Source organism: Kaistia granuli DSM 23481 (genome assembly GCF_000380505.1).
Lineage (GTDB): Bacteria > Pseudomonadota > Alphaproteobacteria > Rhizobiales > Kaistiaceae > Kaistia > Kaistia granuli.
This window is the reverse complement of the sequence record NZ_AQYH01000019.1, coordinates 26,993-41,281: the sequence shown is the minus strand read 5'-3', so window position 1 is coordinate 41,281 and position 14,289 is coordinate 26,993. Positions and strand designations below refer to the sequence as shown.

12 protein-coding genes are annotated in these 14,289 nt (G+C 66.6%); 4 read left to right on the top strand and 8 right to left on the bottom strand.

Annotation, left to right across the window (positions count from 1 at the left end; genetic code table 11):
• Nucleotides 1–67 precede the first annotated feature (67 nt).
• Nucleotides 68–1,153 (bottom strand): recombinase RecA, encoded by a 1,086-nt coding sequence (recA, locus tag G342_RS0120675; RefSeq protein WP_026304655.1) that lies wholly within the window; start codon nt 1,151–1,153, stop codon nt 68–70.
• A 292-nt stretch (nt 1,154–1,445) separates the two neighbouring features.
• On the opposite strand from recA, the gene G342_RS0120670 reads away from it, so the two are divergent.
• Nucleotides 1,446–2,675, top strand: coding sequence for a serine hydrolase domain-containing protein (locus G342_RS0120670; RefSeq protein ID WP_156831044.1), 1,230 nt, complete (start codon nt 1,446–1,448; stop codon nt 2,673–2,675).
• A 3-nt stretch (nt 2,676–2,678) separates the two neighbouring features.
• Here the strand turns inward: G342_RS0120670 and G342_RS0120665 are convergent, their stop codons facing one another.
• Both G342_RS0120665 and G342_RS26175 read right to left on the bottom strand, forming a co-directional pair.
• Complete coding sequence (locus G342_RS0120665; RefSeq protein ID WP_018185078.1) at nt 2,679–3,368, bottom strand: SDR family oxidoreductase; 690 nt, start codon at nt 3,366–3,368, stop codon at nt 2,679–2,681.
• A 3-nt stretch (nt 3,369–3,371) separates the two neighbouring features.
• Complete coding sequence (locus G342_RS26175; protein WP_018185077.1) at nt 3,372–3,521, bottom strand: hypothetical protein; 150 nt, start codon at nt 3,519–3,521, stop codon at nt 3,372–3,374.
• Between the two features lie 123 nt (nt 3,522–3,644).
• On the opposite strand from G342_RS26175, the gene G342_RS0120655 reads away from it, so the two are divergent.
• Nucleotides 3,645–4,556 (top strand): pseudouridine-5'-phosphate glycosidase, encoded by a 912-nt coding sequence (locus G342_RS0120655; RefSeq protein ID WP_018185076.1) that lies wholly within the window; start codon nt 3,645–3,647, stop codon nt 4,554–4,556.
• Nucleotides 4,557–4,635: 79 nt separating this feature from the next.
• On the opposite strand, the gene G342_RS24860 is transcribed toward G342_RS0120655, so the two are convergent.
• Complete coding sequence (locus tag G342_RS24860) at nt 4,636–6,219, bottom strand: winged helix-turn-helix domain-containing protein (protein ID WP_018185075.1); 1,584 nt, start codon at nt 6,217–6,219, stop codon at nt 4,636–4,638.
• Between the two features lie 122 nt (nt 6,220–6,341).
• On the opposite strand from G342_RS24860, the gene G342_RS25820 reads away from it, so the two are divergent.
• Complete coding sequence (locus G342_RS25820; protein WP_198010846.1) at nt 6,342–7,256, top strand: DUF1194 domain-containing protein; 915 nt, start codon at nt 6,342–6,344, stop codon at nt 7,254–7,256.
• Here the strand turns inward: G342_RS25820 and G342_RS24855 are convergent.
• From G342_RS24855 to cckA, 4 genes are all read right to left on the bottom strand, one after another.
• Nucleotides 7,142–8,041 (bottom strand): class I SAM-dependent methyltransferase, encoded by a 900-nt coding sequence (locus G342_RS24855; RefSeq protein ID WP_083931305.1) that lies wholly within the window; start codon nt 8,039–8,041, stop codon nt 7,142–7,144. The two genes, G342_RS25820 and G342_RS24855, sit on opposite strands and share 115 nt — an antisense overlap.
• An 8-nt stretch (nt 8,042–8,049) precedes the next feature.
• Nucleotides 8,050–8,448, bottom strand: a complete 399-nt coding sequence (locus tag G342_RS0120635) for a hypothetical protein (protein WP_156831043.1) — start codon at nt 8,446–8,448, stop codon at nt 8,050–8,052.
• A complete protein-coding gene (locus tag G342_RS0120630; RefSeq protein ID WP_026304654.1) occupies nt 8,448–9,698 on the bottom strand; it encodes a cytochrome P450 in 1,251 nt (416 codons plus the stop codon). The genes G342_RS0120635 and G342_RS0120630 overlap by 1 nt, the downstream gene beginning before the upstream one ends.
• 159 nt (nt 9,699–9,857) lie before the next feature.
• Nucleotides 9,858–12,401, bottom strand: coding sequence for a cell cycle histidine kinase CckA (gene cckA / locus G342_RS0120625; protein WP_026304653.1), 2,544 nt, complete (start codon nt 12,399–12,401; stop codon nt 9,858–9,860).
• 536 nt (nt 12,402–12,937) lie between these two features.
• Here cckA and G342_RS25485 point away from each other — a divergent pair.
• Nucleotides 12,938–14,209 carry a flagellar biosynthetic protein FliO gene (locus tag G342_RS25485; protein ID WP_018185069.1) on the top strand — a complete coding sequence of 424 codons (1,272 nt, stop codon included), beginning with the start codon at nt 12,938–12,940 and terminating at the stop codon, nt 14,207–14,209.
• The last annotated feature ends 80 nt before the right edge of the window (nt 14,210–14,289 follow it).

Sequence of the window (14,289 nt, the reverse complement as noted above, 5' to 3'; positions counted from 1 at the left end):
GATCGCTACGCGCATAGAGATTGCCTGAAGACCGGGGAGCGCGCCGCCCTCCCCGGTCGATTTCCGTCTACGCCTCGAGCGCGTCGTCGCCGTCGCTGTCGTCCTCGGGGCCACCCTTGGTCAGCTGCTCGGAGATCAGACCGGCATTCTGCCGGATCGCCAGCTCGATCGTCGCCGCAACCTTCGGATTGTCGCGCAGGAAGCCCTTGGCGTTCTCGCGGCCCTGGCCGAGGCGCTGGCTGTCATAGGAGAACCAGGCGCCCGATTTCTCGACGATGCCGGCCTTGACGCCGAGATCGACGAGCTCGCCCATCTTCGAGACGCCTTCGCCATACATGATGTCGAATTCGACCTGCTTGAACGGCGGCGCCAGCTTGTTCTTGACCACCTTGACGCGGGTCTGGTTGCCGACAACCTCGTCGCGCTCCTTGATCGCGCCGATGCGGCGGATGTCGAGGCGGACCGAAGCGTAGAACTTCAGCGCATTGCCGCCCGTCGTCGTCTCGGGATTGCCGAACATGACGCCGATCTTCATGCGGATCTGGTTGATGAAGATCACCATGGTGTTCGACTTCGAGATCGACGCGGTGAGCTTGCGCAGCGCCTGGCTCATCAGACGAGCCTGCAGGCCCGGCAGGCTGTCGCCCATCTCGCCTTCGATTTCAGCGCGCGGCGTCAACGCCGCGACCGAATCGACGACGAGGACGTCGACGGCGCCGGAGCGGACCAGCGTATCGGTGATCTCCAGCGCCTGCTCGCCCGTATCCGGCTGCGAGATCAGCAGATCATCGAGATTGACGCCAAGCTTGCGGGCATAGATCGGATCAAGCGCGTGCTCGGCATCGACGAAGGCGCAGATGCCGCCATTCTTCTGGGCCTCCGCGATGGTGTGGAGCGCCAGAGTGGTCTTGCCCGACGATTCCGGTCCATAGACCTCGATGATACGCCCGCGCGGCAGGCCACCGATTCCAAGCGCGATATCGAGACCGATGGAACCGGTCGAAACCGTGCCGATCTCGACGGCCTTGTTCTGGCCGAGGCGCATGATCGAACCCTTGCCAAAGGCTCGCTCGATCTGGGAGAGCGCTGCATCCAGCGCCTTCGACTTGTCCATTGTGGCCCCTTCGACGAGACGGAGAGAAGATTGAGACATTCCGGCGCTCCTTATTCCACACCGCTCGGACGTGAGCAAACACGGACAATGTACACGTTTTGTTCTCATTCGCAAGGCCCACATTGTCGTGTCGCTCGCGGGCAATCGCCAGTGGCGACAAGCCCGGTTTGGGGGCTAGTATGAGACCTCCGACGTAACGCCCTTCCGGAGACGCGCCATGCCGCGACATGCAATCAGGCCCCGGTCCGGGCGAACCTGCCGCCGGATCGTGGGCATCGCCGCCCTCCTGGCAGCCATGATGCTGCCGGCCGCGGCGCAGGAGGAAAAACCGATGACCGCAGCCGAATCGGACCCCGTCGCGCTCGGCTGGATGGTCGGGGCGCCGCCGCCCGCCGACAAGATCATCCGCTTCACCGATCCCGACTATTTCAGCTTTCCGAAGCTCCGCTGGACGGTCTGCCATTTCCGCCAGCTGATGCCGACGATCGGGGTCGGGCGCGGGCTCGGCCCGCTGCGCTTTTTCGAACGCCGCCTCGACGACAGCATCGACGCGCTGACCTTCACGCCGCTTGGCAGCGACAAGCCGATGCGCTTTTCCGATTCGCTCGCCGCCAACTACACGGACGGCATCGCCATCCTGCATGACGGCAAGCTCATCTATGAGCGCTATTTCGGCTGCCTCGACGACACCGGCAAGCATGGAGCGATGTCGGTGACCAAGTCGCTGACCGGGCTGCTCGGCGAGATGCTGGTGGCGGAAGGCGGGATCGACGACAAGGCCAAGGTGGCGACGCTGGTGCCAGAGCTGGCGCAGAGCGCCTTCGGGGACGCAACGGTGCGCCAGGTCCTCGACATGACCACCGGCCTTCACTACAGCGAGGATTATTCCGACCCGGATGCGGATGTCTGGACCTATTCTGCCGCCGGCAACCCGCTACCCAAACCGGCCGACTATACCGGCCCGCGCACCTATTTCGACTATCTGAAGACGGTTCGGAAGGAGGGTGAGCACGGCGCCGCCTTCGGCTACAAGACGATCAATTCCGACGCACTCGGCTGGATCATCGCCCGCGTCACCGGCAAATCGGTGGCGACGCTGCTGTCCGAGCGGATCTGGAGCCGGATGGGCGCGGAGCAGGACGCCTATTACACCGTCGATTCGATCGGCACGCCGTTTGCCGGCGGCGGGCTCAATGCCGGCCTTCGCGACATGGCGCGGATCGGCCAGTTGATGCTGGACGACGGCAAGCAGGACGGCGAGCAGATCATCCCAGCGGCGGCGATCGCCCATATCCGCGCCGGCGGCGACAAGGCGGCCTTCGCCAAGGGCGGCTATCCGCTTCTGAAGGGCTGGAGCTACACCGGCATGTGGTGGATTTCGCACAATCCGAACGGCGCCTTCATGGCGCGCGGCGTGCACGGCCAGGCGATCTATGTCGACCCGGCCGCGCGCATGGTGATCGCCCGTTTCGCCTCGAACCCGCAGGCCAGCAATGCGGCCAATGATCCGACCAGCCTGCCGGCCTACGCGGCGGTTGCGAAATATCTGATGGCGAAATGAGGCTCAGGCGGTCAGTGCGCCGTCGATGGCAATGGTCTGGCCGGTAACGTAGCGCGCCTCGGGCGATGCCAGATAGGCGACCGCCGCGGCGACTTCCGCCACCTCGCCATAGCGGCCAGCCGGAATGCGGGCAATCCGCTCCGGCGTGCTCGGCAGCGAATCGACGAAGCCCGGCGCCACCGCGTTGATGCTGATGCCGTCCTTGGCAAGGAGCCTCGCCGCGACGCCGACATAGGCCGAGAGACCGGCGCGCAGCACCGAGGACGAGGCGAAATCGGGATCGGTCCGCTTGGCGGCGAAGCTCGAAATAGCGACAACGGCGCCCTTCGAACGCTCGAGATCGGCGCGCGCGGCGCGCAGCAGCCGCACCGTCGGCATCACGAAGATGTCGAGCGCGGCGTGCCAGTCGGCATCGTCGAGCTCGAGCAGCTTCTTCTTGGCCGCATGGCCGGTGCTGGCAACGATGACGTCGATCTGCCCCGTCTCGGCCCGGGCACGCTCGACCAGCGCGACGAGATCGTCGCCGTTCGTCACATCGCCGCGCACCGCGAAACCACCCAGTTCGCTGGCCAGGGCCTCGACGCCCTCCGAACGGCCGAGCAGACCGACGCGATAGCCATCCGCGGCCAGTCGGCGCGCGACGGCGGCGCCGATGCCCTTGCTGGCGGCCGTGATGAGTGCGGTCTTCGTCATGCTTCAAGCCCTTTGCTGCTCCGGAACGGCATCGCCGTCCGGTTCGATCGACAGGGCGTCGATATGATCTGCTTCCGGCCGGAAAGAAAAGACAAGGACGTTCCGAAACTGGCCCGTCGGCGCGATGCCCATGCTGCCATGTACGCCGAGCATGGCACCCGCGCGGCAGCAAACACTTGCCTGGGACGCGAGGGATCGGCATGGTCCGCCTTTTCGCGGTCGCTCCGCGCCCCCGTCGGGGGCGCCGGCCCGCGCCTCTTAGAACGGTAACACTCGATGTCCGATCAAGACCTCATCATCCTTTCCGAGGAAGTCGCCGCCGCCCAGGCGGATGGCAAGCCGCTGGTGGCGCTCGAAACCACCATCGTCACCCATGGCATGCCCTATCCAGACAACATCGCCACGGCGCGCGCGGTCGAGGACATCGTCCGTGAAAACGGTGCGGTCCCGGCGACGATCGCGATCATGGACGGCAAGATCCGCGTCGGCCTGACCGCCGACGAGCTGGAGCGCCTCGCCGGCCTCAAGGATGTCATGAAGGTGTCGCGCGCCGATCTCGCCTTCGCGCTGTCGACCGGCCGCCCCGGCGCCACCACGGTCGCGGCGACGATGATCACGGCCCATCTCGCCGGCATCAAGATGTTCGCGACCGGCGGCATCGGCGGCGTGCATCGCGGCGCCGAGACGAGCTACGACGTTTCCGCCGATCTCTACGAGTTCGCCAAGACTCCGGTGACGGTCGTCTGCGCTGGCGCCAAGGCGCTACTCGACATCCCGAAGACGCTGGAAGTGCTGGAGACGCTCGGCGTGCCCGTCGTCACCGTCGGCCAGGATGCGCTGCCGGCCTTCTGGTCGCGCGATAGCGGCCTGCCCTCGCCGCTCCGCCTGGACGCTGCCCGCGACATCGCGGCGTTCATCGCCAAGCGCGCCGAAATCGGACTGGAAGGCGGCATGCTGATCGCCAATCCCGTGCCGATCGCGAGCGAGATCCCGGCGGATGAGATGCGCGGCTACATCGAGACGGCGATCCTCGACGCCGAGCGTGACGGCATCCGCGCCAAGAGCGTGACCCCCTACGTACTCGGCCGCATACTGGAACTGACGTCTGGCCGCAGCCTCGTCACCAACATCGCGCTGGTGAAGAACAACGCCAAGCTCGCCGCCGGCATCGCGGCAGCCCTGGTCTAGGAACCCGAACGCGCCCGGGCCCCGAGGCCCGGGCGTGACGAAACGGCGCCCTTGTCGGCATACGGCCGGAAGCCGTGGTCTACGCCAGCGAAGGCGCCAACCCCGGGACGGCGCGCCAGATCTCGTCGCGAACGACCGACGGCCCGAAGCGCCGGACGGCGTGCGCGATCAGGCCTCGCATGAGATTGTCGCGGTGCTCCTGCCGGCGGTAGAGCCTGGCGAAGATGTAGTAGAGATAGGTCACCAGCCGTTCGGCGCGCTGGAAATCGAACTGCTCGAACATGGCGCGCACATCCGGCGCCAGCGCATCCGCCTCCGGCAAGGTCACGAACATGCCGATCTGCAGGCGCGTGATCGGCTTCACCGCATAGAGCCTGGCACAGGTGGCTTCGAGCCGTTCGCGATCCCCCGCGGCCAGCAGCGCGCTCGCCCGCAGCACCAGAAGATAGACTTCGAACTGCGAGCCCGGCTCCGCCATCTCCAGCCCGTGGTCGTAGAGCTCCACCGCCTGTTCGGCGGCGCCAGCCCCCATCCGGATCTGGCCAAGAATGGCGAAGGAGGCGGCGAAGGCGGTGCTGGCGGCAAAGGCCTGTTCGGCCAGTTGCTCCGCCAGCCCCTCATGGCCGCGACCGGTGAAGAACAGCAGTTTCGCTGCCGCGAGCATCAGAATCGGATTGTCGTCGAGACGCGGCAGGACCGCGAACACCAGCGATTCGATCTCGGTCTCGACGCCGTTGCGCGCCTCCGGCGTCAGATCGGCGCTGGTTGCGCCGAGCAGCAGCCTGGAATGCAGGTAGAGCCCCCACATAAGCTGGATCGTCGGGTCGTCCGGCTGGGCGGCGCGGGCGACGGCGAGCTGGGCGCCCATTTCGATCCAGCTCTCGTCGCTGCGGGCCAGCAAGAGCGACGCATCATGCATGCGAAGTTCGAGCGGCATATCGGAGGGCGCGGCGATGCCGATCGAGCGGCGGGTCAGCTGCTGCCAGAGCGCCGCCTGGATGCGCCCGGCCAAGGCGTCGGCGTCATCGCGGGCGGATGGCTCCCCATCAATCATCAGTCTGTCGGTTGCGAGGATTTTCCGGTTCGGCCCGTCGCGAAGCACGGCCGCGCAGTGTAACGCATCCGTCGCCTGGTAGAAGCTGACATCGAGCGAATAGCGGGCGGTCGCACTGGCAGCGCCTGGCCGCCAGTCGTGGATCTCGACGATCGCCTGGTCCGCGGCAGTGCGCCGATCGAGCCCGTGCCGCACATGCTCGAGGAATTGCCGGGCCGGCCCGGCCGGCGGCAGCCGCTCAAGCCCGTGTACGGGCCCGATCACCAGAAACGCATCGACCGGCGTTTCCGACCGGACGGGATCGGCGATCCAGACATAGCCTTCGCCGTACTGCGTCGCGATCATCGCCGGATGACTAGCCGGATCGCCGAGCTTGGCGCGAAGCCGGTTGATCAGGAAATCGATGCTGCGATCCGTCGTGTCGGAGCCGGTGCCGGCGACCGCGTCCAGCAGCTGGTTACGCGACAGCACGATGCGCGGGTGACGTGTGAACAGGAGCAGTAGGGCCCGCTCCGAGCGGGTGAAGCGGAGTTCCGCCTGCGACCGGTCGCGGGCGAACAGGAAGGTGGCGTCGAATGTGACATCGCCATAGCGGACAAAGCCGACCATCTCCCCCTCCCCGGCTCGATCAAACAATCATGCAACAATCCTTGCGTAGCGTCGATGCTCCGGGCTCGTCGCTGCGACGGGGCTGGCTTCTATTGCCCCGATCCGAGAACTCCGAGACGGAAATGCCTTCAGGATCCATCGCCTATCGCCTCGTCGTGTTGCCGGCCCTGCTGCTGGCGATCTTCCTGGCGGAACGAATTCCCTCCGCATCGGCACAGGGAACGATACCGGTCGACGTCGAGATCGTCATCGCCGTCGACGTCTCGGTTTCGATGGATCGGGAGGAACGACGTCTTCAACAAGTCGGCTTCGCCACGGCGTTTCGCGACCCGGCGATCATCGCGGCCATCCGCGCCGGTGAGACAGGACGGATCGCCGTGACCGTCATGGAATGGGCGGGCGAGGTTCGCCAGTCCGTGATCGTGCCGTGGACGGTGATCGACGACGAGACCAGCGCCTATGCCTTTGCCGATCAGTTGGAGCGCCGGGTTCCCGGACGCATGTCGAATGGAACCGCGATCGGCAGCGCGCTCCTGAAAGCCGCTTCGCTGTTCGGGACGGGCAGCGCGATCGGTGCCCGCCGCGTTATCAACATTTCCAGTGACGGCATCAACAATCGCGGCCCCGATCCGGCGGCGACGCGGGACTTTCTGGTGGCTCGCGGCATCACCATCAACGCCCTTCCGATCGTCTATCGCGGCTTGCTCCTTGGTGTCGTCGATGACGATACCGACGATCTGCCACCGAGCCACCTGATCGGCTATTTCACCCGCAAGGTGATAGGCGGTCCGGGCGCCTTCCTCGAGGCGGTCAGTAACGTCCAGGATTTTGAGCTGGCCATCCACCGGAAGCTATTGCGCGAGATCGAGGGGCAAGTGGACATCGCGCAGCGCCCGTCCGGGCCGGCGCGACGTCTTCGGGATCAGGCGGCGGTCGCGGGTTCGTCGAGCTCTGCAGTGGCGGTGGCCGCCGTCTTGATCGCCGCCACGACATGGCCGATGGCGGCCCGATCGAGCGCCGAGGCGCCACCCAGATAGATCTGGCCGAGATCGGGACCAGTACGATCCTCGATCGACGAGAAGCCGAGCGCAGCCAAGCGCCCGGCGAGGTCGTCGGGGCGGAAGAAGGTGACGAATGGCTCGCCGAGGCTGGCGGTACGGCCAGCCAGCGTCGTGAAGGCAAGGCGCTGCAACAGCGTGAGCTTCTCAGGCGATTCGGCATAGTCGAACACGACCTCGCCACCGCCCGGTCGCGCCGCGATGATGCCAAGCGTCGACAGGATCGCCGCTTCGGTCAGATAGGGGGCGACGCCGAGCCAGGAGAAGAACGCCGGCACGCCCGGATCGAGGCCGGCCTCCAGAAGCTTCTGATCGAGATGCTCGGTGGCGAAATCGACCGGGACGAACGTCACGTTGTCAGGCACTGCGATGCCGGTGGCGGCGAGCCGCTCGCGCTTCCAGGCCTGGGTCGCCGGATGGTCAACCTCGAAGACGACGACGCCCTTGTCGGCGAACGGATTACGATAGGCGAAAGTCTCAAGGCCGGCGCCGAGCAGGACGACGTGGCGGACGCCGCGCGCTACGGCAGCCGCCAGGCGGTCCTCGGCGAACCGGCTGCGCGCCGCGAGAAAGGCGCGAATGGTCTCGCCACCTGGCGAATCGGCACGCGATAGTTCATCCCGCGCCAGCACGGATCCGCGGTCACCCCCCACGATGGTGAGGGCCAACGGATCCTCGAAAATCAGGGGCTTGTCGAGAAGCTGATGCGCGGCACGACGCATGGCAACGCGAAAAGCGGTGGCACTGGGCTGTCCTTCAATCATCGTGCCTTCTACTCCAGACAGCCGAAATTGGTAAGCAGCCGGGTCGCGGTTTCCCTGCCCTCGGCATTGCCGGGCTTGGCGTAGTCGGACAGGAGCAGCAGCGATGGCTGGCCGTTTTCCTCGATGATCGCGTGGAACGGCACGAATTCGGCCCCCGTGGCCATTGCCACTTCGCCGCAATAGCCACGGCCGTTCCGCGCCTTGGAAAGGTGGAGCTTGCGGAACTGCGCCTCGGCCGGAGCGGTGACATCGCGCGTCACCAGGACCTGGATCGCCTGGACCAGGGCGGGATCGAGGCTGGCGGCGGAGCCGTCCACCACCGTCTGCGCGCCGGCCTGCGCCGACATCAGCAACGCCGTCGCCAGCGTCGTGGCGCCACAAGCCAACCCGGTTGTCATACGCCGCATCAAACGTCCCATGCCAGGTTCAGGCCATCGAGGCCGTGGAAATGATAGGTATCGCGATAGTTCGGCGCGCCGGCGAAGCGGAGGCCCGGCAGGCGCTCGAACAGGATCGGCATCGCCACCTGCATTTCCAGCCGCGCCAGCGGCGCGCCAATGCAGAAGTGAATGCCGAGCCCGAAGGAAACATGCGGCTTCGGTTCGCGCGTCGCGTCGAAGCGATCGGCGTCGCCGTAGCGGGCGGGATCGCGATTGGCGGCGCCGAGCAGCAGGCCGACCTGCTGGCCCTTCTTGAGCTGGATGCCGCCGAACTCCAGATCCTCCAGCGCATAGCGCATGAACATGTGCAGCGGCGGATCGTAGCGCAGGCACTCCTCGACCGTGGCTGCCGTCGTCTCGTCGGATGCGAACAGCGCCTTCGGATCCGCGCCGGAACGCAGGATCGCCCGCACGCCATTGCCGATCGCGTGCACGGTGGCTTCGTGGCCGGCGTTCAGGAGCAGGATGCAGGTAGTGATCAGCTCGTCCTCGGAGAGCTTCTCGCCCTTCTCTTCGGCGGCAATCAGCTGGCTGATCAGATCGTCGCCCGGCTTGCCCCGTCGCTCCTGCACGTACGCACGCAGGAACGCGGAGAATGCGAGCGTGGCCTCGACGGCAGCGTCCTCCATCGCCCGGGTACGGCCGAGCTGGTACATGCCGACCATCGCATGCGACCAGGCAAGCAGATCCGGCGCGCGCTCGACCGGCACGCCGAGGATTTCGGCGATGACGGTGATCGGAATTGGCGTCGCATAGGCGTCGATCAGCTCGACCTCGCCCTTCGCCTGGAAACCGTCGATCAGTTCGTGACAGAGCGCCTCGATGCGAGGCCGGAGCCGCTCGATCTGGCGCGAGACGAAGGCGCGGTTGACCAGCGTCCGGAGGCGGGTGTGGACCGGCGGCTCGCGCTCCAGCATCGACAGATTATCGACATCGTAGAACGGCTTCAGATGTGCCGGGATCTCGGGAATGCCGAGTTCCTCGCGGGTCGCCACATGCAGGATCTCGCGGCCGAATCGGCGATCGCGATAGAGCGCATTGACGTCATCGGCGCCAAGGAAACACCAGACGCCCTGCTCCTCCCAGAAGAAGGCCGGCGTGACCGCGCGGACCGCCTCGAAGACCGGATAGGGATCCTGGAAGAAGGCGGGATCCTTGGCGTCGATCGAAACGCGGCGCGTGACCGGATCGATCCGGACCGGCAAGGCCTGCGCCACTGCCGCTTGGGTGAGCGCGCTTCCAACGTTCATGAACATCATTCCGAGTTTAGGATCTGAACCGCCATTTTCGGCGGCCGGCCACGCCTTGGCAAGCGTGGCGTTTGGCTGCTGCCGCGTGCCGGGCCAGCGCGGACGGCGAACCGCTGGCACCCGCGCCTACTGGCCGAGCGTCTCCTTGACGGCCGTCGCCAATTGCTTGAGCGAGAACGGCTTCGGCAGGAAATTGAAGGTCTCGCCGTCCGGAAGATTGCGGGCGAAGGCGTCCTCCGCATAGCCGGAAACGAAGATGATCTTCAGATCCGGCCGCTCCTTGCGCAATTCGCGCAGCAGCGACGGGCCGTCGAGTTCCGGCATGACGACGTCGGAGACGACCAGATCGATCGTGCCGCCGGTCTCGCGCATGATCTCCAGCGCCTCGACCCCGGAGGTCGCCTCATGCACCGTGTAACCGCGCGAGGTGAGCGCGCGGGCGGCGAAGCTCCGGACCGCCTCCTCGTCCTCGACCAGCAGGATGCTGGCGCTGCCGGTCAGATCGGCGATCTCCGGCGCCTTCTCGGCAACGACCTCGGGCTTGGCCGAGACAACCGGCACATGGCGCGGCACGAAGATGCGGAACGTCGTGCCGACATCGGTCTCGCTGTCGAAGAAGATATGGGCGCCGGTCTGCTTGACGATGCCGTAGACCGTCGACAGGCCGAGGCCCGTGCCCTTGCCGACATCCTTGGTCGAGAAGAACGGCTCGAAGATCTTCGACTGCACCTCGGGCGGAATGCCGGTGCCGGTGTCGGAGACTTCGATCAGGACATAGTCGGCCGGCGGCAGCGGCTTGTAGTTGAACTCGGCCACCTCGTCCGGGGTCACGTTGCGTGTCCGGATGGTCAGCGTGCCGCCCTTCGGCATGGCGTCGCGCGCGTTGACGGCGAGGTTGATCACCACCTGCTCGAACTGGTTCAGATCGGCCTTGATCGGCCAGACGTCGCGGCCATGCACCAGCGCCAGCTTGACCTTTTCGCCGAGCAGCCGCTCCAGCAGGATCGAGAGATCGGACAGCACGTCGCCCATCGCCAGCACCTGCGGGCGCAAAGTCTGGCGACGCGAGAACGCCAGCAGCTGCCGCACGAGGCCGGCGGCGCGGTTGGCGTTCTGCTTGATGTTCATGATGTCCTGGAAGGACGGGTCGCTCGGACGATGATTGGCGAGCAGGAGGTCGGAGAAGCCGATGATCGCCGTCAGCACGTTGTTGAAGTCATGCGCGACGCCGCCGGCGAGCTGGCCGATCGCCTGCATCTTCTGGCTCTGGGCGAATTGCAGTTCGAGCGCCCGCTGCTCCGTCGTCTCCAGCGCATAAACGGTGGCGATCTCGCGATCATTGGCGTCCTCGTCGACCGCTGAGACGTAGAAGCGGACGCTGCGTTCGCCATGGCCGGGAATCGTGGTGTCGACGGGCGCGATCTCGCTGCGGCCGCCGGCCGCCGTCTCGAGCGCCGCTTCAAGCGCCGGACGCTCCGCCTCCGCGACAAGGTCGATGAGGCGCGAACGGCTGCCGCCATCCGACTTGATCGGCCCGAACAGGCGCGCGAACGGCGCATTGGTGCGGCCAATGCGGCCCGACTTGTCGATCGAGGCAATCGCGAAGGGCGTATGGTTGAAAAATCGGGTGAAGCGCACTTCCGCCGCCCTCAGCGCTTCCGACAGTTCCTCGCCGGGACCGCGGTTGAGCACGACGGTGCGTGTCGCGCCCGGCGCGCCGTCGCCGGCGAAGGGAACCCGGTGCAGCAAGCGGACCGGCAGGCTCTGGCCGTTCTGCTTGACGAGGTCGAGATCGATCGTTTCGGTCCGCGTCTCGCCGGTATTCTCGCGCCCGACCGACAGCAGCGCCGCGCCGTCGCCGCGCACGATATCGGCCAGCATCAGCTGGCCGGACTTGAAGAAGGTCAGGTCGATGCCGAGCCAATCGGCCAGCGTCGCGTTCAGATAGACGATGCGGCCGTCCGGCTCGGCCGAGAAGAAGCCGGCCGGCGCGTGATCGAGATAGTCGATCGCATGCTGCAGGTCCTGGAACACCGTTTCCTGCTGGGCGCGGTCATGCGTGACGTCGGCGACCTGCCATGCGGTCAGCTGGCGGTCATCATCCGCGGCCGTGCGGACGGGACGCACGCGGATGCGATACCAGCGTGGCGGTCCGGAGACGGGCCCGGCCAACGGGCTCGGCATCCGCACTTCCTCGACGGCCGGACGACCCTGCCGGATCGATTGCGACAGGCGATAGATCGCCTCGCTCGCTGCCTGGTCGGCCGAGAACACCCGCTCGACGACGCGAACATCCTTGCCATCGTCGGCGCCGATCAGATCGGCATAGGCGGCATTGGCATAGAGAATGCGGCTGTCGCGATCGGTGATGATCAGCCCTTCAGCCATGGAATCGATGAAACCGCGCGCCAGCTCGTCACGCGGAGACTTGCCGCTGAAGCGCATCAACCCTATCGCTGCGGCGAAGAGGGTGAACACGCCGACGACGGCGAGCAGGCCGAGCAGCGCGAAAATGAACGGCTCTGCGGCGGCAGGCGGCAACAGGGCGAACGCCAGCGCGGCGGCGACGAGGCAGAAGGCAAGCACGAGCAGCCGGCCGATACCGGTCGGCCGATCGGACCGATCGACCAACGCGCTGCGCGACGGCTTCTGATTTCTGCTTTCGGTCATGCCGTCACGCGGCCCGACATGTGCGGCATGAACCCCTGCACCCCGGTCTGCCCCATCTTGTTCTCGGTCCTGGCGAATTCTTGTTGGTGGCGAAGAATCGCTGATCGCCGCATGTAACAGGCAGAATGCGGAGGATCACTCCCGAATTCAACGCGAGCCGCTGAAATCGACACCGGCGCCCCGCGCCGGGAGGCGCTCATCTCGCCGGAAAAGCGTCGCACTTGCCATGGAATCGGCCAGCTCGCCGCCTAACCAGCCCCCCGGCGACATGAAACTCGTGGCCCCAAAGCCGCGAATTGCATGCAACGGGAAGGCGAATCCACTGGATTCTGCCAAACTCATGGTCAATGAATTCTTAACGCCACCAGGGGATTGATGGATCAGATCCGCGCTGCGGGGTTGCCAAGGCCTAGCGCACGCACGAAAAACGTCGAATAAGCAGGGAGTCGAGCTTTTCAGGCACGGAGAGTGCCAGGCTCGATCCGTTTCGACGCCTCGTTACGGGCTGAACCGGAATCGGAAGTCGGGAGAATAAGATGCACGATTATCTGGCGCCAATGTTCGGCGACACAGGCGCGACCATTGCCCAGTTCGTGATCACGCTCGTCGTGGTTCTTCTGGCCATATTGCTGGTCTTCTGGCTGATCCGCCTGTTCACGAACGGCCGACTCGGCAGCGGGCCGCAACGCGGCCGGCAGCCGCGCCTCGCCGTGCTCGACGCGCTGCCGCTCGATCCGCGCCGCCGGCTCGTTCTGGTGCGCCGTGACAATGTCGAACACCTGATTCTGATCGGCGGACCTTCGGATCTCGTCGTCGAGCCCGGCATCCAGCGCGTTCCGCAGACGCGCCGGCTCGAGCCGCTGCGGGCGGAGCCTGTGGCGCGCTCGTCACAGCCGACGCAGAACGGCCGCGTCATGGCAGCTCCCGAAGCGCCGCGCCAGCCGCAGCCGTCCGAGCCGCGCCGTCCCGAGCCCGCGCCGATCGCCGAAGCACAGTCCTACGAGGCGCCGGCACAGCCGGAACCGGCTTCGCGCCAGCTGGGCGAGGCAGAACCGGCGCCAGAGGTTGCGAGCGAGCCGGCCGCCAACGCCCGCTACGCCCAGCCCGAAGCCGAGCCCGCCTTCGAGCCGGCCCCGCAGCGCCCGACGCCGGCGCCTCAACGCCAGGCGCCCGAACCGCGCACCGGCCGGGGCTTCCCGAGCTTCCTGTCCGGCAACCGACCGCGGCACACGCCGACGACGGCCGACGTGCCGCCCCAGCCGATCCCCCCGCCGCGTCCCGCCCCGCCGACGGAACCGATCGAAGGCCGGCCGATCGGACAGCGCCCCCGTCCCTATGACCCGCGCCCGCTGCTCGGCTCGCAGCAGACGCCCGTCGCACCAGGCGCCATAGCGGCCGTCGCGCCCGCGCCGGAACAGACGTCCTTCGCCGCTTCGGATCTCGACAGCCCGCGCGCCGTTCCGCGCCGGGGCGCCATTCCGCCGGCCCCGCCGGTCGAGAGCGCCGACCCGTTCGCCGGTCTGGACGACGAGGCCGAGCGTCTCGCCCGCTTCGAGCCGATCTTCGATGTCGGTCCGGAAAACACCCGCTCCGACGATGGCGATCAGTTCGACGCGCCCCACCGTTCCGCCGCCCCGGCCGTCGAGCCGCCGCAGCCGGAGGACGAGCCGGTTGCGATCGCCGAGGACTTCATCGAGGAAGAGCCGCTTCCCGGCGAGCAGGCCGCTGACGCGCCCTCGCCCGTCGGCGATCTTGAGAAGGAAATGGCCCGCCTGCTTGGCGAGATCTCTGGCTCACGCAAGAGCTGATCGCTCAAACGATCATCCATGAAGAAGGGCGCGGAACCGACGGTTCCGCGCCCTTCTTCATTTTGAGATATTGGCCGGAC